Consider the following 18,491-nt stretch of genomic DNA (forward strand, 5'->3'; position numbering starts at 1 on the left):
TACCTGAAGTCGCCGACTTTACCTGATCGGGGCTAAAGCACGTATAAGTCACGCCAGTCGTTACCAGCTTCCGGAAGCCCCACCGCCGCCACTGGAACCGCCTCGACCCGCACCGCCGCTGCCACCGCTACCGCTACCGCCACCGGAGGAACCGCTGCTCGAACTGGACCTGCGGTATCTCGAGCGGGAGGAGCCGCCGCCCGACCCTGAGCGAAAACTGCTGGCGGTCAGGCAAAAGATGAATACCCCCGCAAACGCGGCTTTCGGCAACGCCAGCAACCAACCGCCAGGACCGGCGTGCGCGTCCAGCCCGGCCCCCACAAAAACCACCGTTGTCAGTAAAAACCGCACAAAAAACCCCACTCGGCTCCTGCGCCAGGCGTCTTTCATGACCCAAAACAGCGCCAGGAACAGCGCCAGAATCGCGACTGTCCCCAGCAAAAATGCCAACCAGTCGAAGAAATTGACGTCGCGGTATTGATTCACCACCACCAAGCTGACTCCATAGATCAACAGCGCCAGCGCGCAGTAGAACACTGTGCGTGCCCTCCACAGCCAGCCGAAAACCGCGGCGCCGATCAGCAGGTTGAGTGGAAACACCACGAGGTACACCGGCCATTCCCGACCGCCGCAACCCACCACCACCAGCGCAGTCAACACCCCAATGGCAATCAGCGCGCGGCGCCAGTGCAGTGTGCGGGTCACCACCAGCACGCCGACGCCGGCACCGACAATGAACGCCAGTAACACCGCACTGGCGCCCAGGGGCAACCCCGTTTCAGCGTCCCTGGGCAGGTCACCGCCGTCTACCAGCACGACCAGGTCATTCACGCCCCTGGCCATGCCGCCCACGTAGTTTCCCTGGCGAAACGCCGGCGTGATGTGCTCTTCGATGATGCGATGGGCCAGCAAGTCCGTGACGGTGCCTTCCAGGCCATAGCCCACCTCGATGCGCACCTTGCGATCGTCCTTGGCCACCAGCAGCAGGATGCCGTCGTTGACGTCCTTGCGCCCCAGTTTCCAGGCGCGAAACACCTTGTTGGCATACTCCTCGATGCTCGCGTCACCGGTGGTCGGCACCAGCAGCACGGCCACCTGTGAGCCTTTGCGTCGTTCAAGCGCGTCGAGTTCGAGTTTCAAACGGGCCAGGGTTTGGGCGTCGAGGGTGCCAGTGAGGTCAATCACCCGTTGGTCGAGGGCCACGCCAATCGGCGAAGTCTCGGCCTGAGCGGTGACCAACAGGCCGGCGACCATCAACACCAGCAAACTCACAACAAATGGATGCAACCACCGCAACATGTCCGTACCTGACGTTTCTTCCTGAAGGCGCCGACTTTACCTTATCGACGTATAACGCGTGACCCCAGGCCTGCGACTATCTAAACTGCGCCCATACCCACATAGCAAAAAGCCATACACGAGAACGCCATGGACCTGAAGCACCGCAACAACGTCAGTGTGACGGGCAATGGCATGGCGACCCTGGTGTTCTCCCACGGGTTCGGCTGCAACCAGGCCATGTGGAATTACCTGGCGCCGGCGTTCGTCGACCGCTTTCGCGTGGTGATGTACGACTTGGTCGGGGCCGGCCTGTCGGACCTCAGTGCGTTCGACAAAACCAAATACGCCACACTGGCTGGCTATGCCCAGGATTTGAACGAGATTGTCGACGCCTATGCAACGGGCCCGGTGATCCTGGTCAGCCATTCGGTCAGTGCGATGATCGCCACCCTCGCCGACCGCCTGGCGCCTGGGCGCATCGCCGCCCATGTGATGATCGGCCCTTCGCCGCGCTACATTGATGACGCCGATTACGTCGGTGGTTTCAAGCGTAGCGACATCGACGACTTGCTCGACACCCTCGACAGCAACTACCTCGGCTGGTCCAGCTCGATGGCCCCGGTGATCATGGGCGCGCCGGGGCAACCGGCCTTGAGCGACGAACTGAGCGACAGTTTTTGCCGCACCGAGCCCGACATCGCCAAGCAGTTTGCGCGGGTGACGTTTATGTCGGACAACCGCCAGGACGTGGTCGGCCTGGCCACGCCGGTGCTGATCCTGCAATCGAGCGATGACCTGATCGCCCCGGTCGCCGTGGGTGAATACCTGCACCGCGTGCTGCCCAACAGCACTTACTGCCTGGTGGACAACGTCGGCCATTGCCCGCACATGAGCGCGCCAAAGGCCTGCGCGGCGGCCATGGAAGACTTCCTGGCGCCGTGGGCGATTGCCGATGTCGGCTGAATTGTTCGACAACGCCGCCTGCGCCCTGGCCGTCACCGCTGAAGACGGCACGATCCTGCAGGCCAATGCGCGCTTCAGCGAATGGCTGGGGTTCAGCCGCGCCGAGTTGTGCGGGCGACGCTTCCAGGATTTGTTGACCATGGGTGGGCGGATTTTCCACCAGACTCACCTGGCGCCGATGCTGCGCCTGCGCGGCAGTGTCACCGAAGTAAAACTCGACATGCTGCACCACGACGGGCACAAAGTGACCGTGTTGCTCAATGGCAACAAGCGCGAGCAGGCTGACGCGGCGGTGTACGACCTGGCCTTGTTCGGCACCACCGACCGTGACAAGTACGAACGCGAGTTGCTCAACGCACGCCACCTGGCCGAAGCCCTGTTGCAGGAAAGAACCGCCACCGAAATTGCATTGCAGCAAGCCCAGGCCGAGTTGAGCGAGGCTTACGCAATTGCCCAGCGCCGTGCGCTGTTTGCCGAGCAGATGGTGGCGATCGTCAGTCACGATTTGAAGAACCCTCTTACCGCGATCCGTATGGCGTCCGACTTTCTCAACCGTGGCGAGCGTACGGCCAAAGAGCATCAGTTATTGGGCCATATCGCCCAGTCTTCGGAGCGCGCCCACCGCATGATCGCCGATCTGCTGGACTTCACTCAGGCCCGGGTCGGCCACGGTATCTCCATCAAGGCCGCACCCTTGGACTTGCATGCGGTTATTGCGCACGCCGTGGATGAACTGCGCGTGGCGTTCCCCAAGGCCACGCTGGAGCATCACGCCGAAGGCCAGGGCGATGCCTGCCTGGATGCCGACCGAGTGCAGCAGATCATCGGCAACCTGGTGGCCAACAGCGTCGCGTACGGCGACTTGCGCCAGCCGATCAGCGTGACCTCCAGGCTCGGCGAGAAAGGCTGCGAGGTGTCGGTTCACAACTACGGCGCGGTGATTCCAGAGGCATTGCTGGCCGACCTGTTCGAGCCCATGACCCGTGGCACCGACCAGGGCAGCGAGGTGCGCAGCGTGGGCTTGGGCCTGTACATCGTGCGTGAGCTGGCCAGAGTGCACGGCGGCGATGTGGCCGTCAGTTCCTGCGCCACCGGCGGTACGACATTTACGGTGAAATTTTAGAACACGTACGCTGCGCCCTGCATGACCGGCTCAACGCTGCCGGTCAACACCACACCGCCCTGCCCGTCCCATTGCACCGTGACCGTGCCGCCGTCGCACTGCACCTGCACGGTGTCGTCCAACAGGCCGCGCCGAATGCCGTTGACCACCGCGCCGCAACAGCATGAACCGGAGCCCAACGGCACACCGCCGCCGCGCTCCCAGATGCGCAAGCGGATGTGGTTGCGCTTCAGCACCTGCACGAAGTGCACATTGGTCCTGGCCGGGAACAGCGGGTGGTTTTCGACTGCCGGCCCCACGGCTGCCACATCGACGGCGGCAATATCCTCGACAAAAAAGGTGCAGTGCGGATTGCCCATGCTGCACGCGGCCGGGTTGCCGTCGATAGGCAAGCTGCGGGTGTCCATCACTTCGGCCAAGGGCACGGACGCCCAATCCAGCGATGGCGCGCCCATATCGACCGACACCTGCCGCGCGGTCGCGCGTACACAGGTCAGCAAGCCGCGCTCGGTGCGCAACACAATCGAATCGCTGCCGGTTTCATGCATCAGGCGGTCGGCCACGCCCCGGGTGGCGCTGCCGCAGGTCTGCAGCGGCGTGCCGTTGGGGTTCCAGAATTTGATGCGGGCAGCGGCGTCGTCGCAGTCAAGTACCACGGCCAGCTGGTTGAAGCCGATGCCGGTGTGGCGGTTGCCCAGGCGGCGGGCGATCTGCGCGGTGATCGGGTCGTCCTGGCCACGGCGGTCGATGATGATGAAATCATCGCCATGGGCATGCATCTTCACGAACGGCAAGGTCATGGGCGGTCCTTGGGGCGAACTGAGTGGAGATCCAGCATACGGCAGTTTCATCCAAGCCGATTCGACCACATGTTAGCGTGGGCACGTTCTCGTCCTGCAGAGCCCTCGATGAAAAAAACCGCCTTCGTTTTTACCACACTGCTCGCCACGTTTTGCCACACGGCCGTCGCCGCCGCGCAAGCACCGAGCCTGTGCCAGCCGGCCTTGTCGAACCCGACATCCCAGGCATTGCTAACTGCCGCGCAACGGCATTTGGCCGACGTGCCTCAGCCCCTGCCCCATTTGCACACCGAAGGCACCCTGCCTCACCAGGGTATCCGCGAGCAAAGTATAGCCGCCGAAAAGGATTGGCCGGTGATGCGCCAGGCCGCCCTGGCGTGGCGGTTGAGCCATGACCCGCGTTATCTCAAACAAGTCGACGACTACCTGGCGGCGTGGGCCGAGGTGTACCAGCCGGACTTCAACCCGATCGACGAAACCAACCTCGACATGCTGATCAATGCCTATGCGCTCTCCGCCGACAGCTTGCAACCGGCGACCCGCGAGGCCAGCCGCCGCTTGATCAGCAGCCTGGGCAACGGCTACATCGCGCGCATCGAGCAGTTTCACGGGCAGAAAAAAGGCACCCAGACCAATAACTGGCAGAGTCATCGCGTGAAATTGGTCACGGTCGCGGCCGCCGCGCTGGGTGACCAGGCGATGCTTGAGCAGGCCCATCAACTGTTTAAACAGCAGATCGCCGATAACGTATTGCCGGACGGTTCGGTGACCGATTTCCAGGACCGCGATGCCCTGCATTACGTGGTTTATGACCTGGAACCGCTGGTGCAAGCCGCGCTGGCGGCCAAGCCTTACGGGGTCGGCGGCGACTGGCTGAGCCTGCGCGCGAACGGCACGTCCCTGGCCGCTGCCCTTGATTGGCTGGTGCCCTATGCCACTGGGCAACGCAGCCATCAGGAGTTCGTGCACACCCATGTGCAATTCGACAAAGATCGCGCTGGCGTGGGCGAAGCCGGTTACAGCGGCACCTGGCAACCCAGGAGCAGCGCGACGTTGTTCTGGCTGGCGGCGCAGTTGGACAAGCGGTATTTGCCCGTGGCCACGCAATTGGCCGCGCACCCGGCCGACTGGATCAGTGCCTGCTATTTAAAGTAAGCGCCGCTAGACTGGCCGCACTGCCCTTTGCAAAGGATTGACCATGCTCATTGTGTTCAGCGGCCTGCCCGGCTCCGGCAAAACCACGCTTGCCAGCGAGGTGGCGCGCCAGGCCGGCGCGGTTTACCTGCGTATCGATGTGATCGAACAAGCGCTGCGCGGTTCTGGCGTATTGGCCGGGGACGTGGGGGCCAGCGGCTATGGCGTGGCGAATGCGTTGGCGCTGAGCAATTTGCGCCTGGGCCACAAGGTCGTCGCCGATTGCGTGAACCCGGTCAAGGAAAGCCGCGCGGCGTGGCAGGCTGTGGCTACGACGGCGGGGGTTGAGTTGCTGGATATACAGCTGGTCTGTTCGGATCGGCAGGAGCATCGGCGCCGGGTTGAAAGTCGCGCAGGTGATATTCCTGGCCTGGTTCCGCCGAGTTGGCAGTCGGTGACGGCGCATGAATATGAGGTGTGGGATGAGGTGCCGCTGACGGTTGATACTGCGATTGTGACGGTAGATCAGGCGGTCGCGTTGATCCTGACGCACATCTAACCCATGACTAGAGGGCTTGTTGTGGCGAGCCCACCCCCTAAAGCACCGCCCCCATCGCCTTCATCAACACCGGGTCGCGCCCGTAAATGTCCGGCGCGTACACCAGCCCGCCCTGGCGATCGACTTCCACCGTCCAGTAGCCCAGCAATACCGGCACCGGCGTCGCCAGCCTGAATTCATGGGTCACGCCGGTGGCCAGCAATTCGTCGGTGCGCGTGCGTTCGGCCGGGGTCACCAGCAGGTCACGCAGCAGCAACGGTTGCTCAACCCGTACACACCCGGAGCTGAACGCGCGCGGGCCTTTGGTAAACAGCGGCTGGCTGGGCGTGTCATGCAGGTAGACCGAGTAAGGGTTGGGAAAGCGCATCACGATTTTGCCCAGCGGGTTGCGCGGGCCGGCGTCCTGGCGCAGGAGAATATTGCCGGGGCGCGCCCAGTCGATCTGCTCAGGCGCCAGCGGGCGGCCTTCGGGGTCGAGCACTTGCAGGTTTTGCTGGCGCAAATATTCGGGGTTGAGGCGGATCGCCGGGAGTTTGTCCTCGCGCATGATGGTCGGCGGGATGGTCCAGGTCGGGTTCAGGGTCAGCCGGGTGATACGCGACTTCAGCAGCGGCGTCTGGCGTTCGGCGCGCCCGACTTGCAGGCGGGTTTGCCACACGGGGATGCCGCTCTGGTAAACGCTCAATTGCGCAGCGGCGACGTTGACCAGCACACCTTCAGGCTCCAGGTCCTGAGCCAGCCAGCGGAACCGCTCAAGGTTGATGCGCAACTGATCGCGGCGCATCGCCGGGCTGATATTCAGCTCGGCCACAGTGCCTGCGCCGATCACGCCGTCGGCCTGCAACGAATGGCTGAGCTGGAAGGCTTTGACCGCCTTGACCAGTTCGTCACGGTATTGCTTGCCATTGCCGGTGGGCGCCTTGGCCAGGTAGCCGCCACGGTATAAGCGTTGCGCCAGCTCCGGCACGCGTGGGTCTTCCATGCCGGGGCGCAGCAACGGGCCAGTGGCGACCGGGTCCCAATGCGGCAACGGTTGCAGGCGCACGGTGGCATAGGCATTGCGCAAACTGCGGTAAAGGTCGGCGCTGGGGCGCGCCTGGTCGAAGGTTTGGGCCATGTTTTGCAAGCCACTGGCGGCGAAGGCCAGCACCTCGGTATTCGGGTCGCGGGTCGGCGGCTGGGAATGCCACAGCGGCTCGAAGCGCGATTGCTGCAAGCGCCCGTAATGCAGATCCTGCAGGGCTTGCAGGTACTGGCGGCTGACGTCGATATCGCTGCACAGCACGTTGGCCGTGGCGTCCGCCGCAGGCAGGCTATAGTGGGTGGGGTCCAGGCCGTCGTCGGCGAGCATCAGCAACTGGGTGTTCAGGGCCTGGCGGCGATCATCGGCGGACCACAGCGGCACATCACCCTGCTGCTGGTAGAACGCTTGCAGGCGCGATTGAGCGGCGGCGTCGATGTGCGGGGCGAGGCTGGGGCAAACGCTGGGCAACTGCGCAAGGGCCTGTTGCAGCGGGCTGGCTGAAATAACCGGCGCGGCGCCCACGGGCAGCTCATCGGCTGTCGCGACCAGTGGTGCAACGAGCAGGCAAATGCTCAAGTAACATGCGTGTTTTTTGAACAATTGACTGGCTCCAATCCACAGCGGGGACGTTTTGTAGATGCTGACTTTCATGTGCCGCTTCGGTTTGATCACCGTCACCCTGGCCGCGCTGAGCAATTTTGCGCTCGCCGCCAATGGGAATACTCCTAACTTGTATAGCAGCCTGGCGCGCTCGGCTCCAGAACTCAATCCCACCGTGCTCAAAAGCGCCCTGAACGCCGTGCAGTGCGCGGTCAATAATGGCGAGGAACGCTCAGAACGCCTGGCGGTTATTGACTACTCCCAACCCTCGACCGCTCGTCGGCTGTGGATCTTTGACCTACGCAAAAAGACTTTGGTGCTGCGCGACCTGGTGGCCCACGGGGCAAAATCCGGGGAAAACTTCGCCACCCAATTTTCCAACCGTGAAGGCAGCCACCAGTCCAGCCTGGGCTTGTTCCGCACCCAGGAAAGCTACCTCGGCACCCACGGCTACTCGTTGCGCATGGACGGCCTGGAGCCAGGTTTCAATGATCAGGCCCGCGACCGCGCACTGGTCATTCACGCCGCCGACTACGTAAGCCCCTTATGGAGCAAGCGCGAAGGCCGCATCGGCCGCAGCCAGGGTTGCCCGGCCGTACGCCCGCAGGTGGCGCGCCAGGTGGTGGACAAGCTCAAGGATGGGCAGTTCATGTTTTCCTGGTATCCGGACCAGCATTGGTTGAAGTCCTCTACCTATCTCAATTGCAAGCCCCAACAGGTGGCGAGTAGTCGTACAATCCGTGGTGGTTAGCCTGTCCCCACAGATAAAAGAGAGCGTCGCATGCTTCTACACCACTCCACCTGGATCGAGATCGGGCAGTTTCTGGAACGCAGCCGCACGGTGGTGATTCCCATCGGTTCCAACGAACAACATGGCCCCACCGGCCTGCTGGGCACTGACTGGATGTGCCCGGAGATCATCGCCCATGAGGCGCAGAAGAACGCCGACATCCTGATCGGCCCGACCTTCAATATCGGCATGGCCCAGCATCATTTGGGTTTTCCCGGCACCATTTCGCTGCGCCCTTCCACCTTTATTGCCGCGATTGGCGACTGGGTGCGTTCGCTGGCCGGGCATGGTTTCGACAAGATCCTGTTTCTGAACGGCCACGGCGGCAATATCGCCACCATTGAGGCGGCATTCTCCGAGCTGTACGCCGAGGCCAGCTTCGCCCGCCGCCCGGCCGGTTTCGCGCTGAAGCTGGTGAACTGGTGGGATCTGGAAGGCGTCACCGACCTGGCTCAGCGCCAATTTCCGGTCGGCCACGGCAGCCATGCCACGCCGTCGGAAATTGCAGTGACGCAGTGGGCGTACGCGGATTCGATCAAGTCCGCCGAGTATTCACCCCAAATTGCCAACACCGGGCCCATTCGCGAAGCGCTGGACTTCCGCGCACGCTTCCCCGACGGGCGCATGGGGTCGGACCCGGCCCTGGCGACGGTGGAAAAAGGCGGTGAGTTAGTGGCGTTGGCGGCTCAAGGGCTGGTCAAGACCGTGAACAGCTTCAGCAGCGAAGCGAAGCCCTAGGCCGCACATGGATCACCAAGTGGGAGCGGGCTTGCCCGCGATAGCAGCGTGTCAGTCGGTGAATTTATCCACTGATACACCGCCATCGCAGGCAAGCCAGCTCCCACAGAGGAGTTGTGTGTGGTCTTGGATTACTTGCAGTCCTGCGCCGACATTTCCAGGCGCGACGGCTTGATCGCCGACGCCAGCGGTTTGCGCTCGTACAGGAAGACTTTGGTGCCGTCCTGGGACTTGTAGGCCTCCAGCACGTCATCGGCGGCAATCTTGCTGGTCAACACCACCTTGGCGTGACGCGAGTTCTGCGTCACGGTCGAGGAAATGCCGTGTTTTTCAAGCTTGGGCAGTACGCATTGCACGTAGCTTTCAGGCGACTTGTCCGTTTGCAGCGTCAAGGTCGGAGCGTTGGGAGCAGTGATACAACCGGTCAGCAACAAGGAAGCAAAAGCCAGGGCCGGGACGAAAAAAGAGCGCATAAACATTCCTGAAAATAACCAATAGGGTTCACATCGATCCGCACATCATCCGGCGCGGACCAGGGCCTTGAGCGATGCGTCGAACTGCTTCAACGCATCAAGCTGCACATCACGTTGCTGTTCAATCTGCGCGGCAATTTCCGGGGCCGCTTTGTCGTGCACCCACACCGACGGCACCTGCTTGTGCACCGAACCTTCGGCCTTGGCAATGTATTGCAGGTCCGCATCATAGAACCGTGCAACAAAGCGCGCCTCGACCACGTCGTTACGCTGGGTCAGCAGTTGGTTATGGGTATCGAGCATCACCACCACATCGGGGTGAGCCTGCACCAGTTCATCCAGGCTGCTATAGACCGTGACGACAGGAAAAGTGCCCTGCAATGAATTCATCAACCAATCAATTGCCAGCTCCGGGTCGGAACTGTTGACGAACGCCTCGCGGATGCGTCCGTCAAGGGCATCCTTGGCGCCGTTCATGGCCATGGCGTGGTAGCGTTCAAGGTAACTGAGGTTGTCGCGGGTGTTTTCGCTGTACAACACACCCACCGACTGCACGTGCTGCAGGGAGTCTACGCTACCGACGAGTGGCAGCAAATGGCCCGTACGCAGATCGTCAGCAATTGCCGGGTTGGCCAGCACCGCAGTGCCGAGCATCAGCATCATTAAACCCAGTTGGATTATCGTCCTCATCGCGCATTTCCTTGAACAGCGTCTCGATGGGGGGATTGTCCGCCTTTGGCACAAAAACAGAACTTGTGATCCTTGATGGTGACTATCATTTGAACCGATAGTGTCGGGAATCGCGATCTCTATAAAACGATAAGGACCTTGCCATGAAGCCCCACCAGAAAATCTTCGACCGCATCCGCGAAGCCGTTTTGCCGGAGTTTCGCGAGCGGGTCGCCGATTACCTGGTCGACTATGAAAACGTGCTGCAGGAAGCAGCCGCCGATGCCGACCAGCGCTACGCCAGCGCCCAGCAATTGCGCGGTTACCTGCGCGGCTTGAACACCACGCGGGTTCTCGGAATGGCAGATTGGGAAGACCTCGACCGGCGTGTGGAACAGGCTTCGCTACGTGTGCTCGAAGCCGAATAACCGGCTGGGCGTGTCGATCAGCAAAGCCTGCTGCACCGACTTCGAAAAACCCAGCGCCTGGCGTTGCTCCACCACGCTGGCATAGCTGATACGGTTTTCGTGCTGGGTATGCGGCCAGTCACTGCCCCACACCAGGCGCTCAAGGCCAAAGCTCTGCGCCAGCAAGGGCATGGCCGCACGCGCAAACTCAAGGTTTTGCTCCGGGGTGCCGGCCAAGCGGTAGATGCCCGAGACCTTCAGCCAAACCTGCGCGCTTGCGCCCAACGCCAGCAATTCGCCGAACGCGGGCTGATCAACGCCGCGCCGCGCATCCGGGCGCCCGAAGTGATCAATCACCAGCTTGACCCCGAATGGCAACAGCTGGCGCACCAGGTGCGGCAGGTCGTCCAGCTCGCGGTGCAGCTCCACATGCCAACCCAGCTCGACTAACCGCTGGAAAAACACCGCCCAGCCCGGCGCGGCGAAGTCCGGCAGCGGCTGCCCCACCAGGTTCAACCGCACCCCGACCACACCCTGGCGAGCCATGGCCTGCAAGGTCTCGGGCGCGACCTGCCGGTCGACCACCACTACCCCACGCAACCGCTCAGGCGCCTGCTGCAAAGCGCCCAGCAGATAGCGGTTGTCAGTGCCGAGAAAACTCGGCTGCACCAATACACCATGGCTCAAACCATTGGCGTGCAGATGTTCGAGGTAATCCGCCAGTGTGGCGTCGTAACCCGGCGTGTAGCGGCGCCCGCCGGCGAGGGTCAGCGTGTGGCTGAACACATGGGCGTGGGCGTCGATGCCGGTGAGGGTGCGGTTATCAAGCATGGTTTTATCGTTCACCAAAAAGGAGGTTCAAGCCTGGGCACGCTGGCCAACCGGGGCACTGTCGGCAGGCGCGGCTTCAAGGACACGGCCACGGGTTTCCGGCAGGCACAAGGCGGCAATCACCGCGACGCCATAGGCAATCCCGGCATCAATGCCAATCGCCGAGCCCAGGGACATCGAGTCACTCATATGCCCCACCAGAAACGGGAACACGGCGGACAACACGCGCCCGAAGTTGTAGCAAAAACCCACGCCGGCACCGCGTACGTCTGCCGGGTACAACTCGTTGAACAGCGCCCCCAGGCTGGCGGGAATACCTGCCGCGAAAAAGCCCAGCGGGAAACCGAGGAAGAGCATCTGGGTATTGGTCAGCGGCAGGAACACATAGGCCTGCACGGTGACCACGCAGCACAGCGCAAACAGCACAATATTCTTGCGTCGGCCAATGCGGTCGATCAGCAAACCACTGACCACGCAGCCACACCAGAACGCGAAGATGATCACCGCCAGGTAGCCACCGGAATTAAGCACCGACAGGTTGCGCTCGGTCTTGAGAAAGGTCGGCAGCCAGGTCATCACCGCGTGGTACCCGCCGTGGGCGCCCAGGCCGAGCAAGCCGCCAAACAGCGTGACGCGGATCAATTCAGGGCGAAAAATGCCGGCCAGGGACTTGAAGAAGCTCTGCGGGATCGCCTGTTCTTTTTGCAGGCGCTGGAAGCTGTCGGGCTCCTCGACATTACGCCGTACCCAGATGATCAGGAATGCCGGCAACAAGCCGACCACGAACATCACTCGCCAGGCCATGTCCTGGGGCACAAACGAATAGATCAGCGCAAACACCCCGACCGCCACGCCCCAGCCCACGGCCCAGGCGCTTTGCACCGTGCCCATGACCTTGCCGCGATACTTCGGGTTGATGGTTTCGGCCATCAACACCGCGCCCGCCGCCCACTCGCCGCCGATGCCGAAGCCCTGCAGCGCCTTGACGATCAGCAACTGGTTGAAGCCGGTGACAAACGCCGACAAAAACGTGAAGAACGAAAACCACACAATCATCCATTGCAAGGTGCGCACGCGGCCGTAGCGGTCGGACAGCGTGCCGCCGACCCAGCCACCGATGGCCGAGGTGATCAGCGTGACACCGCTGATCAGCCCCGCATCGCCCTTGGTCAAGGCAAACGCGGCAATCAGTGCCGGAATCGCCAGGCCGAACATTTGCACTTCCAGTGCGTCGAGTGACCAGCCGCCGAAGCAGGCCCAAAACGTTTTGCGCTCGCGAGGAGTGACTTGGCGATACCAACTGAACATGATTTCTTATCCTTATAGGTCAAACGCAAGGCAGCCGAACGCGAACCGCGCCGCAGCCGGGCCAGTGGTGGCAAACATTAGGAATGTGGGGCGAGCCGTGGCCCGCCCACGCGTCAGCGAATATCCACGCGGTAACGGAAGTGCTCGGCATGCCCACGCGAGCGTCGCCACTCCAGCGGTTGCCCGGCGTAATCGCGGGCCAGCCGTTCAATCACCACCACCGGGCTGTGCACCGGCACCTGCAGCAGGCGTGCGTACACATCGTTGACGGCTTCGGCGGTGAGGGTCTCCTCGGCGGAGGCCACCACTTGCCCGCAAACACTTTCATAAATCGGATAAAGCAACGGCCCTTGCTGCGCCAGGTCGATGTCGAGCAAGGCGTGGAAGCGCGTGCGCGGCAGCCAGATTTCCTCGGCCAGCAGCGGCTGCACCTCCAGTAACCGTGTACGCACGATACGAATCACCTGGGCGTCGGGCGCCAGGCCCAATGCTTCACTCACCGCCGAGGGTGCGGCCAGGGATTCAATCGAAAGGATGCGGCTCTCCGGCACCTGGCGTTCGCCGCAGGGGCCCTGGAAGCGGAAAAACCGGAACAACGAGGATTGGAATTGCGGCCGGCGCACAAACGTACCGCGGCCCTGCTGACGCTCAAGGATGCCTTCGCTCACCAGCGCATCCACCGCCTTGCGCACGGTGCCGGTGGACAGTTCGTACTCGGCGGACAGCACCGCTTCAGTCGGGATAGCTTCACCGGGGCGCCAGCGATTGTTGGCGATCTGCTCGACCAAGTGGTCGCGCAGGCGTTGATAAAGCGGCAGGCGGGCATCACTGGACAGCGTATTCATGGGACACATTCACTTTGTTATTTAGTCATATATATGAATATGCGTTGAGTATTTGCCCGCCGAGTGACGGCTGTCAAGCGCGTCACCTGCGGCAGAAGATGAATGGTCGGCTTACAACGCCGGGCGTTGCAGGTTGACCCATGCCTGCACGGACGGCCGCTGCCACTGACGCCGGGCATAGGCGACCAGCTCGGCCGGTACGCTGTCGCCATTAAGGATCAAGCGATTGAGCATCACCGCCAGGTCCACGTCGGCAATCGACCACTCACCGAACAGGTAGTCCTGATCACCTACCAGCAACGCCTGCGCCGCAGCGATCAACTTGCCCGCCGCCGCTTCGGCCGCAGAAGACAATGGCGGCATCTTCTGGTCGTAGAAAACCACCAGCGTCGAGCGTTCGTGGCGAATCGGCAGCAAATCGCTGCGCAACCACGCCTGCACCTGGCGCGCCCTCGCCCGCTGCTTGGGGTCTTTCGGGTAGACCGCTGTCTGGGGATACACCTCGTCCAGGTATTCGCAGATCGCCGAAGATTCCGACAGTGCAAAGTCGCCCTCCACCAACGTCGGCACGCGCTGGGTCAGGGACAGTTGGGCGTAGTCGCTGGCCTGGTTGTGTGCGGCGTCCAGGTCGAGGGTGAGCGTGTCGAACGCCAGGCTTTTCTCACGCAGGGTCACGAATACGGACATGGCGTAGGGGCTGGTGAACTGGGCATCCACATAGAGGCGTAACGGGCTCGGGGGCATGGCGGGTCTCCTTGGGTGAAACCCCACGCTACGAGATGCACGGCAATAAAGACAATGGCGGTTTTTTATGGGGCCATTCCTGGCGGGAATAGCCCCGATAGTGGCAATATCGTAGCGATTCGCTAGTCTGCGAACACGCCCCACCATTCGAAGCGTTCAAGGAAAGATCAGCTTATGAAACAAGCAGTTGTCGTCATTCATGGGATCGGCGAGCAGCGCCCGATGGACACCCTGCATGGCTTTGTGGATGCAATGATTGCCGCCGACACGCAAAGCGGCAGCCCCCTGTACTGGAGCAAGCCGGACAGGTTGTCGCGCAATTTTGACCTGCGCGTATTGAAGTCGTCAGGCCGCACCAGCACGGATTTCTACGAGTACTACTGGGCCCACAAGATGCAGGGCACCAAAGTCGGCCATTTGCTCGGTTGGCTCTGGGACATTTTCAAGCGCCCCCGTCGCGACATCCCGGAGGCCATCGTGCCGATCTGGCGCACCACGCGCTGGGCCGTGATGCTGCTGTTGGTGCTGATCGCCACCGGCACCCTCGCGACCGCCTGGGGCCAGTTCGAACACACCGACAACCCCTTCGCACTGGTGCCGCTACTGCTTGCCGCTATCGGCCTGGGGCTGCGCTATTCCGCGCTGTCCTACCTCGGCGACGCCGCGCGTTACCTCAGCCCCAACCCGCAGAACGTGGTGGTGCGTGAGCAGATTCGTGCCGACGGCGTGACCTTGCTGCGCGCGCTGCACAATAAGGGCGACTACGACCGCATCATCGTGGTCGGCCACAGCCTGGGCAGTGTGATTGCCTACGATATCGTCGGCTACCTCTGGCACGAACACCACGATCAACTGACCAAGGTCATCCCCAGCAATCGCGAACTGGCCAGCCGCTATGCCGATCACGAAGCGTTGCAACCGGTGATCAAAGACACACTGCCTAAAGCCGGCGCAGCGCTGGACGGCAGCCTCGGCAGCATCTTGAAGTTTCGCGAGCAGCAGGCCGAAGCCTTTATCGAACAGCGCGGCCTGGGCAACCCATGGCGCATCACTGATCTGGTCACCGTCGGCAGCCCGATGGCCCACGCCAGCCTGTTGCTGGGCCGCAGCGTGAGTGACTTCAAAAAGCGCATGGAACGCCGCGAAGCCCCGGCCTGCCCGCCGACCGAGGACGAAAAAGGCTACGGCTACAATGCGCGCCAGCCAGTGATGCTCGGCCAACAACCGTTCACGCCGTACTACCTGCACCACGCGGCGGCGTTTGCGGTGACGCGCTGGACCAACCTGTACTTCCCGGCGCCGTTTGGCCTGTTTGGCGACATCGTCGGCGGCCCGGTCAAGCCGGTGATGGGCGCAGGCGTGCTGGATTTGCCGGTGACTGTGGGCAAGGGCAAAGGCTGGCTCGCACGTTCATGGCTCAGCCACACCCACTACTGGAGCGAGCGCGGCGGTGCCCAAGGCTACCTGGGTGCACTCACCACAGATGAACACGCGATCACCCAAGGCCCGCGCCCGTCGGCCACCGAAGCGTTGCGCTGGGCGGTCGACCTCAAGGGCCTGCGGCGTTTTCGCCCGGCACGCACCAAGGAAAGCCTGGCGCAGGTTTAGCCGGCAAAACCGCCTTTATCCAGAAACTCGCGCTCTTGCTCAGTGGTTACGCGGGCCAACAGCGCATTGCGATGCGGAAAGCGCCCAAACCGCTCGATGATCGCGGCATGCTCCTTGGCCCAGTGGTAGGTGCTGGCATCCAGGTGCTGATTGAGGGCCAACGAGCGCTGCTGATCGGCCGGCTCTTCCGAGTGTTCAAACGGCAGATAACAGAACGCGCGCAGCTCGGGTTCGATCAACTGATCCAGCCCGGCGTCGACCATGCGCTGCGCGTATAAACGGGCCAGCGGGTCGGTGGCAAACATATGCGCGGTGCCGCGAAAGGCGTTGCGCGGGTACTGATCCAGCAGGATCAGCAAGGCCAGCGCGCCGTGCGCAGTATCCAGCCAGCCTTCCAGCTCGCGCCGCGCGGCTTGCATGTGCGTGGTGTGGAAGGTGTCGCGAAACGCCGCGTCGAAGGCGTCGTCCTTGGCAAACCAGCGCTTGGGCCCCGCCTGCTTCCAGAACTCAATCACCGCCTCGGCCGGTTGCCCGTTCATGCTCGTCATCATTGCCTCCATGTGTACCGCAGAGAATGCCCTGCAAATTTCATCATTGATGCCATAAGAATCCATTAAGTTTCCCTTCTGGAGCCGCTTCCGCGTCGGAGCGGTCGCGCCACCGCACATAGGATTTACCTGATGATCCACCGTCTTGCCCAGGTTTTCAGTGATTCCAATAGCCAAGTGCGCAGCAAGCTGTTTGGCATTTATGGCCTCTTGATCGCCATAAACGTCGGCGCCTGGCTCTGGGCGCTGGTGGCGTTTCATGAGCACCCAGTGTTACTCGGTACCGCCCTGCTCGCCTACAGTTTCGGCCTGCGCCACGCAGTGGACGCCGACCATATCGCCGCCATCGACAACGCCACCCGCAAGCTGATGCAAGAGCAAAAGCGCCCGGTGGCCGTGGGGTTCTTTTTCTCCCTGGGGCATTCGTCGGTGGTGGTGCTGGCCTCGATTGCCGTGGCCTTTACCGCCGCCACCCTGAAGGAGCATTTCGAGGCGTTCAAGGCCGTCGGCGGTGTGATTGGCACGTCGGTGTCGGCGCTGTTTCTGCTGGTGATCGCGCTGATGAACCTGGTGATCCTGCGTTCAATCTACAAAGCCTGGCGCCACGTGCGCCAGGGCGGCGCCTACGTCGAGGAGGATTTCGACCTGCTGCTGGCGGATCGCGGTTTTATGGCGCGCATCTTTCGCCCGCTGTTTCGCCTGATCAGCCGCAGTTGGCACTTGTACCCGTTGGGGTTTCTGTTCGGCCTGGGGTTTGATACCGCCACCGAAATCGCCCTGCTGGGCATTTCCGCCACGCAAGCGGCGCAGGGCTTGTCGCCGTGGTCGATCATGGTGTTCCCGCTGCTGTTCAGCGCCGGCATGTCGCTGGTGGACACACTGGACGGCCACCTGATGCTCGGCGCTTACGGCTGGGCGTACATGAAGCCGATCCGCAAGATCTACTACAACATGAGCATCACCTTGGTGTCGGTGGTAGTGGCCGTGATCATCGGCAGCATCGAAGCCTTGGGGCTGATCGCGGATCAGCTGGAACTCAAGGGAAATTTCTGGGGCTTTATCGGCAGCCTGAACGACAGTTTCGGGATGCTGGGCTACATCATCATCGGCATCTTTATCGCCAGTTGGGCGGCGTCGGTGCTGCTGTATCGCTTGAAGGGGTTTGACCGGCTCGCCTGAGGTGGCGATTAAGCTTTTTGTGGCGAGCGGGCTTTCCCCGCGCCGGGCTGCAAAGCAGCCCCAATACAGGCGCCGCATAGTGGCACAGACAACGCGGGCGCCTGGTTTCGGGGCACATACTGCCCCACATCCCCTACCTAATCGCCGGTGATGTGCAAATAGAACGCGTGAAGCATGAAATACGCACAGCCAGCCAGCGCCAACCCCATGCAGCGGTTGAACACTGTAAACGCCGTCGCCCCGTTGATACGCCGTCCCAGCACCGCGCCCAGCAAGGCATAGACCCACGGCGCCCCGACCGCGCCGAGCCCGAGCAACGCCGACACTCCGGCGATGGACGCCCCGGTAATATGCGCCGCCGGCAACATCACACTGGTAATCGGCAACACCGCGACGATGCCCTTGGGGTTGAGCAACTGAATCACCAGTCCATTCCAGAACGTGAGCGCCTTGACCGGCGCGCTCGAAGCGTCTTCAACCACCGTGCGGGCCGTGAACACTTGATACGCGAGGTACAACGTATACACGCCGCCGACCAGCGAGATATACGGCAGCGCCGCCTGGGAAATAATCGCCTCGCCGGTGTAGCCGAACAGCACGAACATCAGCAGCATCGCGCAGCCCACGCCGAAGTAGAACCCGCTGGAGCGACGGAACTTGCCGGTGAGGCCAGCGTTAAGACCCATTAAATTCACGGGACCGGGGCTGTACATGACGCTGAAGGCGTAGAGGAAAATGTCCATGGAGAACCTGCAGTAGAAGAAGTCAGGCGAGTCTACTGAGGCGGTTGACGTTGAATCTTGTACGTTTGTGGTTGCGCCTTGCTGGCCTGCCGCTGGCTGTTCCCCATCCATTGCGCATACCATG

General features: G+C 62.2%; 20 protein-coding genes. 9 read left to right on the forward strand and 11 right to left on the reverse strand.

Annotated features, from left to right (window positions below; genetic code table 11):
* Positions 1-60: 60 nt before the first annotated feature.
* On the reverse strand, positions 61-1,299 hold the full coding sequence (locus L8I05_RS25180; protein ID WP_242172477.1) for a TPM domain-containing protein: 1,239 nt from the start codon (positions 1,297-1,299) through the stop codon (positions 61-63).
* Between the two features lie 129 nt (positions 1,300-1,428).
* On the opposite strand from L8I05_RS25180, the gene L8I05_RS25185 reads away from it, so the two are divergent.
* Together L8I05_RS25185 and L8I05_RS25190 are read left to right on the forward strand one after the other, a co-directional pair.
* Positions 1,429-2,244 (forward strand): alpha/beta hydrolase, encoded by an 816-nt coding sequence (locus L8I05_RS25185; RefSeq protein WP_242172536.1) that lies wholly within the window; start codon positions 1,429-1,431, stop codon positions 2,242-2,244.
* Positions 2,234-3,367, forward strand: a complete 1,134-nt coding sequence (locus tag L8I05_RS25190; RefSeq protein ID WP_242172540.1) for a PAS domain-containing sensor histidine kinase — start codon at positions 2,234-2,236, stop codon at positions 3,365-3,367. Before L8I05_RS25185 ends, L8I05_RS25190 begins: the two co-directional genes overlap by 11 nt.
* Here L8I05_RS25190 and dapF read toward each other — a convergent pair.
* The gene (gene dapF, locus L8I05_RS25195) at positions 3,364-4,167 is read right to left on the reverse strand and encodes a diaminopimelate epimerase (protein ID WP_242172544.1); all 804 of its coding nucleotides are present in this window, start codon (positions 4,165-4,167) and stop codon (positions 3,364-3,366) included. The two genes, L8I05_RS25190 and dapF, sit on opposite strands and share 4 nt — an antisense overlap.
* Positions 4,168-4,275: 108 nt before the next feature.
* Here dapF and L8I05_RS25200 point away from each other — a divergent pair, with 108 nt between their 5' ends.
* A complete protein-coding gene (locus L8I05_RS25200; RefSeq protein ID WP_242172547.1) occupies positions 4,276-5,322 on the forward strand; it encodes an alginate lyase family protein in 1,047 nt (348 codons plus the stop codon).
* Between the two features lie 43 nt (positions 5,323-5,365).
* Positions 5,366-5,860: an AAA family ATPase gene (locus tag L8I05_RS25205; protein ID WP_242172581.1), complete on the forward strand. Its 495-nt coding sequence runs from the start codon at positions 5,366-5,368 to the stop codon at positions 5,858-5,860.
* A 37-nt stretch (positions 5,861-5,897) separates the two neighbouring features.
* Here the strand turns inward: L8I05_RS25205 and L8I05_RS25210 are convergent, their stop codons facing one another.
* Positions 5,898-7,484, reverse strand: a complete 1,587-nt coding sequence (locus L8I05_RS25210) for a L,D-transpeptidase family protein (protein WP_242172598.1) — start codon at positions 7,482-7,484, stop codon at positions 5,898-5,900.
* 37 nt (positions 7,485-7,521) lie between these two features.
* Between L8I05_RS25210 and L8I05_RS25215 the strand changes: the two genes are divergently transcribed.
* Both L8I05_RS25215 and L8I05_RS25220 read left to right on the forward strand, forming a co-directional pair.
* Entirely contained in the window at positions 7,522-8,235 is a 714-nt protein-coding gene (locus L8I05_RS25215) for a murein L,D-transpeptidase catalytic domain family protein (RefSeq protein ID WP_159957186.1), read from the forward strand.
* A 30-nt stretch (positions 8,236-8,265) separates the two neighbouring features.
* Positions 8,266-9,012, forward strand: a complete 747-nt coding sequence (locus tag L8I05_RS25220; RefSeq protein WP_159957188.1) for a creatininase family protein — start codon at positions 8,266-8,268, stop codon at positions 9,010-9,012.
* Between the two features lie 131 nt (positions 9,013-9,143).
* Here the strand turns inward: L8I05_RS25220 and L8I05_RS25225 are convergent, their stop codons facing one another.
* Both L8I05_RS25225 and L8I05_RS25230 read right to left on the reverse strand, forming a co-directional pair.
* Entirely contained in the window at positions 9,144-9,485 is a 342-nt protein-coding gene (locus L8I05_RS25225; protein WP_159957190.1) for a hypothetical protein, read from the reverse strand.
* 45 nt (positions 9,486-9,530) lie between these two features.
* Positions 9,531-10,175: an ATPase gene (locus L8I05_RS25230; protein WP_242172601.1), complete on the reverse strand. Its 645-nt coding sequence runs from the start codon at positions 10,173-10,175 to the stop codon at positions 9,531-9,533.
* Positions 10,176-10,318: 143 nt separating this feature from the next.
* On the opposite strand from L8I05_RS25230, the gene L8I05_RS25235 reads away from it, so the two are divergent.
* A complete protein-coding gene (locus L8I05_RS25235) occupies positions 10,319-10,582 on the forward strand; it encodes a hypothetical protein (RefSeq protein ID WP_242172604.1) in 264 nt (87 codons plus the stop codon).
* Here L8I05_RS25235 and L8I05_RS25240 read toward each other — a convergent pair.
* From L8I05_RS25240 to yfcF, 4 genes are all read right to left on the reverse strand, one after another.
* A complete protein-coding gene (locus L8I05_RS25240; protein WP_242172624.1) occupies positions 10,559-11,392 on the reverse strand; it encodes an amidohydrolase family protein in 834 nt (277 codons plus the stop codon). The genes L8I05_RS25235 and L8I05_RS25240 overlap by 24 nt on opposite strands.
* A gap of 27 nt (positions 11,393-11,419) precedes the next feature.
* The gene (locus tag L8I05_RS25245) at positions 11,420-12,700 is read right to left on the reverse strand and encodes an MFS transporter (protein ID WP_242172626.1); all 1,281 of its coding nucleotides are present in this window, start codon (positions 12,698-12,700) and stop codon (positions 11,420-11,422) included.
* A gap of 113 nt (positions 12,701-12,813) precedes the next feature.
* A complete protein-coding gene (locus L8I05_RS25250; RefSeq protein ID WP_242172629.1) occupies positions 12,814-13,545 on the reverse strand; it encodes a GntR family transcriptional regulator in 732 nt (243 codons plus the stop codon).
* 111 nt (positions 13,546-13,656) lie between these two features.
* Entirely contained in the window at positions 13,657-14,289 is a 633-nt protein-coding gene (yfcF, locus tag L8I05_RS25255; protein WP_242172646.1) for a glutathione transferase, read from the reverse strand.
* Positions 14,290-14,463: 174 nt separating this feature from the next.
* On the opposite strand from yfcF, the gene L8I05_RS25260 reads away from it, so the two are divergent.
* On the forward strand, positions 14,464-15,897 hold the full coding sequence (locus tag L8I05_RS25260; protein WP_242172649.1) for a lipase family protein: 1,434 nt from the start codon (positions 14,464-14,466) through the stop codon (positions 15,895-15,897).
* Here the strand turns inward: L8I05_RS25260 and L8I05_RS25265 are convergent.
* Positions 15,894-16,445 carry a DUF924 family protein gene (locus tag L8I05_RS25265; RefSeq protein WP_242172652.1) on the reverse strand — a complete coding sequence of 184 codons (552 nt, stop codon included), beginning with the start codon at positions 16,443-16,445 and terminating at the stop codon, positions 15,894-15,896. The genes L8I05_RS25260 and L8I05_RS25265 overlap by 4 nt on opposite strands.
* 132 nt (positions 16,446-16,577) lie before the next feature.
* Between L8I05_RS25265 and L8I05_RS25270 the strand changes: the two genes are divergently transcribed.
* Entirely contained in the window at positions 16,578-17,624 is a 1,047-nt protein-coding gene (locus L8I05_RS25270) for a HoxN/HupN/NixA family nickel/cobalt transporter (RefSeq protein WP_242172655.1), read from the forward strand.
* A gap of 137 nt (positions 17,625-17,761) precedes the next feature.
* On the opposite strand, the gene L8I05_RS25275 is transcribed toward L8I05_RS25270, so the two are convergent.
* Positions 17,762-18,367, reverse strand: a complete 606-nt coding sequence (locus L8I05_RS25275) for a LysE family translocator (RefSeq protein ID WP_242172667.1) — start codon at positions 18,365-18,367, stop codon at positions 17,762-17,764.
* Positions 18,368-18,491: the final 124 nt, after the last annotated feature.

The sequence above is a fragment of the Pseudomonas sp. MONT-RG-20F-20-E-7-02 genome, from assembly GCF_022662395.1.
Taxonomy (GTDB): Bacteria; Pseudomonadota; Gammaproteobacteria; order Pseudomonadales; family Pseudomonadaceae; genus Aquipseudomonas.

What these genes read in the sequence shown, in the direction of transcription:
- L8I05_RS25180 (WP_242172477.1), bottom strand. Translation starts at nt 1,299, where the DNA reads ATGTTGCGGTGGTTGCATCCATTTGTTGTGAGTTTGCTGGTGTTGATG.
- L8I05_RS25185 (WP_242172536.1), top strand. Translation starts at nt 1,429, where the DNA reads ATGGACCTGAAGCACCGCAACAACGTCAGTGTGACGGGCAATGGCATG.
- L8I05_RS25190 (WP_242172540.1), top strand. Translation starts at nt 2,234, where the DNA reads ATGTCGGCTGAATTGTTCGACAACGCCGCCTGCGCCCTGGCCGTCACC.
- dapF (WP_242172544.1), bottom strand. Translation starts at nt 4,167, where the DNA reads ATGACCTTGCCGTTCGTGAAGATGCATGCCCATGGCGATGATTTCATC.
- L8I05_RS25200 (WP_242172547.1), top strand. Translation starts at nt 4,276, where the DNA reads ATGAAAAAAACCGCCTTCGTTTTTACCACACTGCTCGCCACGTTTTGC.
- L8I05_RS25205 (WP_242172581.1), top strand. Translation starts at nt 5,366, where the DNA reads ATGCTCATTGTGTTCAGCGGCCTGCCCGGCTCCGGCAAAACCACGCTT.
- L8I05_RS25215 (WP_159957186.1), top strand. Translation starts at nt 7,522, where the DNA reads ATGCTGACTTTCATGTGCCGCTTCGGTTTGATCACCGTCACCCTGGCC.
- L8I05_RS25220 (WP_159957188.1), top strand. Translation starts at nt 8,266, where the DNA reads ATGCTTCTACACCACTCCACCTGGATCGAGATCGGGCAGTTTCTGGAA.
- L8I05_RS25225 (WP_159957190.1), bottom strand. Translation starts at nt 9,485, where the DNA reads ATGCGCTCTTTTTTCGTCCCGGCCCTGGCTTTTGCTTCCTTGTTGCTG.
- L8I05_RS25230 (WP_242172601.1), bottom strand. Translation starts at nt 10,175, where the DNA reads ATGAGGACGATAATCCAACTGGGTTTAATGATGCTGATGCTCGGCACT.
- L8I05_RS25235 (WP_242172604.1), top strand. Translation starts at nt 10,319, where the DNA reads ATGAAGCCCCACCAGAAAATCTTCGACCGCATCCGCGAAGCCGTTTTG.
- L8I05_RS25240 (WP_242172624.1), bottom strand. Translation starts at nt 11,392, where the DNA reads ATGCTTGATAACCGCACCCTCACCGGCATCGACGCCCACGCCCATGTG.
- L8I05_RS25245 (WP_242172626.1), bottom strand. Translation starts at nt 12,700, where the DNA reads ATGTTCAGTTGGTATCGCCAAGTCACTCCTCGCGAGCGCAAAACGTTT.
- L8I05_RS25250 (WP_242172629.1), bottom strand. Translation starts at nt 13,545, where the DNA reads ATGAATACGCTGTCCAGTGATGCCCGCCTGCCGCTTTATCAACGCCTG.
- yfcF (WP_242172646.1), bottom strand. Translation starts at nt 14,289, where the DNA reads ATGCCCCCGAGCCCGTTACGCCTCTATGTGGATGCCCAGTTCACCAGC.
- L8I05_RS25260 (WP_242172649.1), top strand. Translation starts at nt 14,464, where the DNA reads ATGAAACAAGCAGTTGTCGTCATTCATGGGATCGGCGAGCAGCGCCCG.
- L8I05_RS25265 (WP_242172652.1), bottom strand. Translation starts at nt 16,445, where the DNA reads ATGACGAGCATGAACGGGCAACCGGCCGAGGCGGTGATTGAGTTCTGG.
- L8I05_RS25270 (WP_242172655.1), top strand. Translation starts at nt 16,578, where the DNA reads ATGATCCACCGTCTTGCCCAGGTTTTCAGTGATTCCAATAGCCAAGTG.
- L8I05_RS25275 (WP_242172667.1), bottom strand. Translation starts at nt 18,367, where the DNA reads ATGGACATTTTCCTCTACGCCTTCAGCGTCATGTACAGCCCCGGTCCC.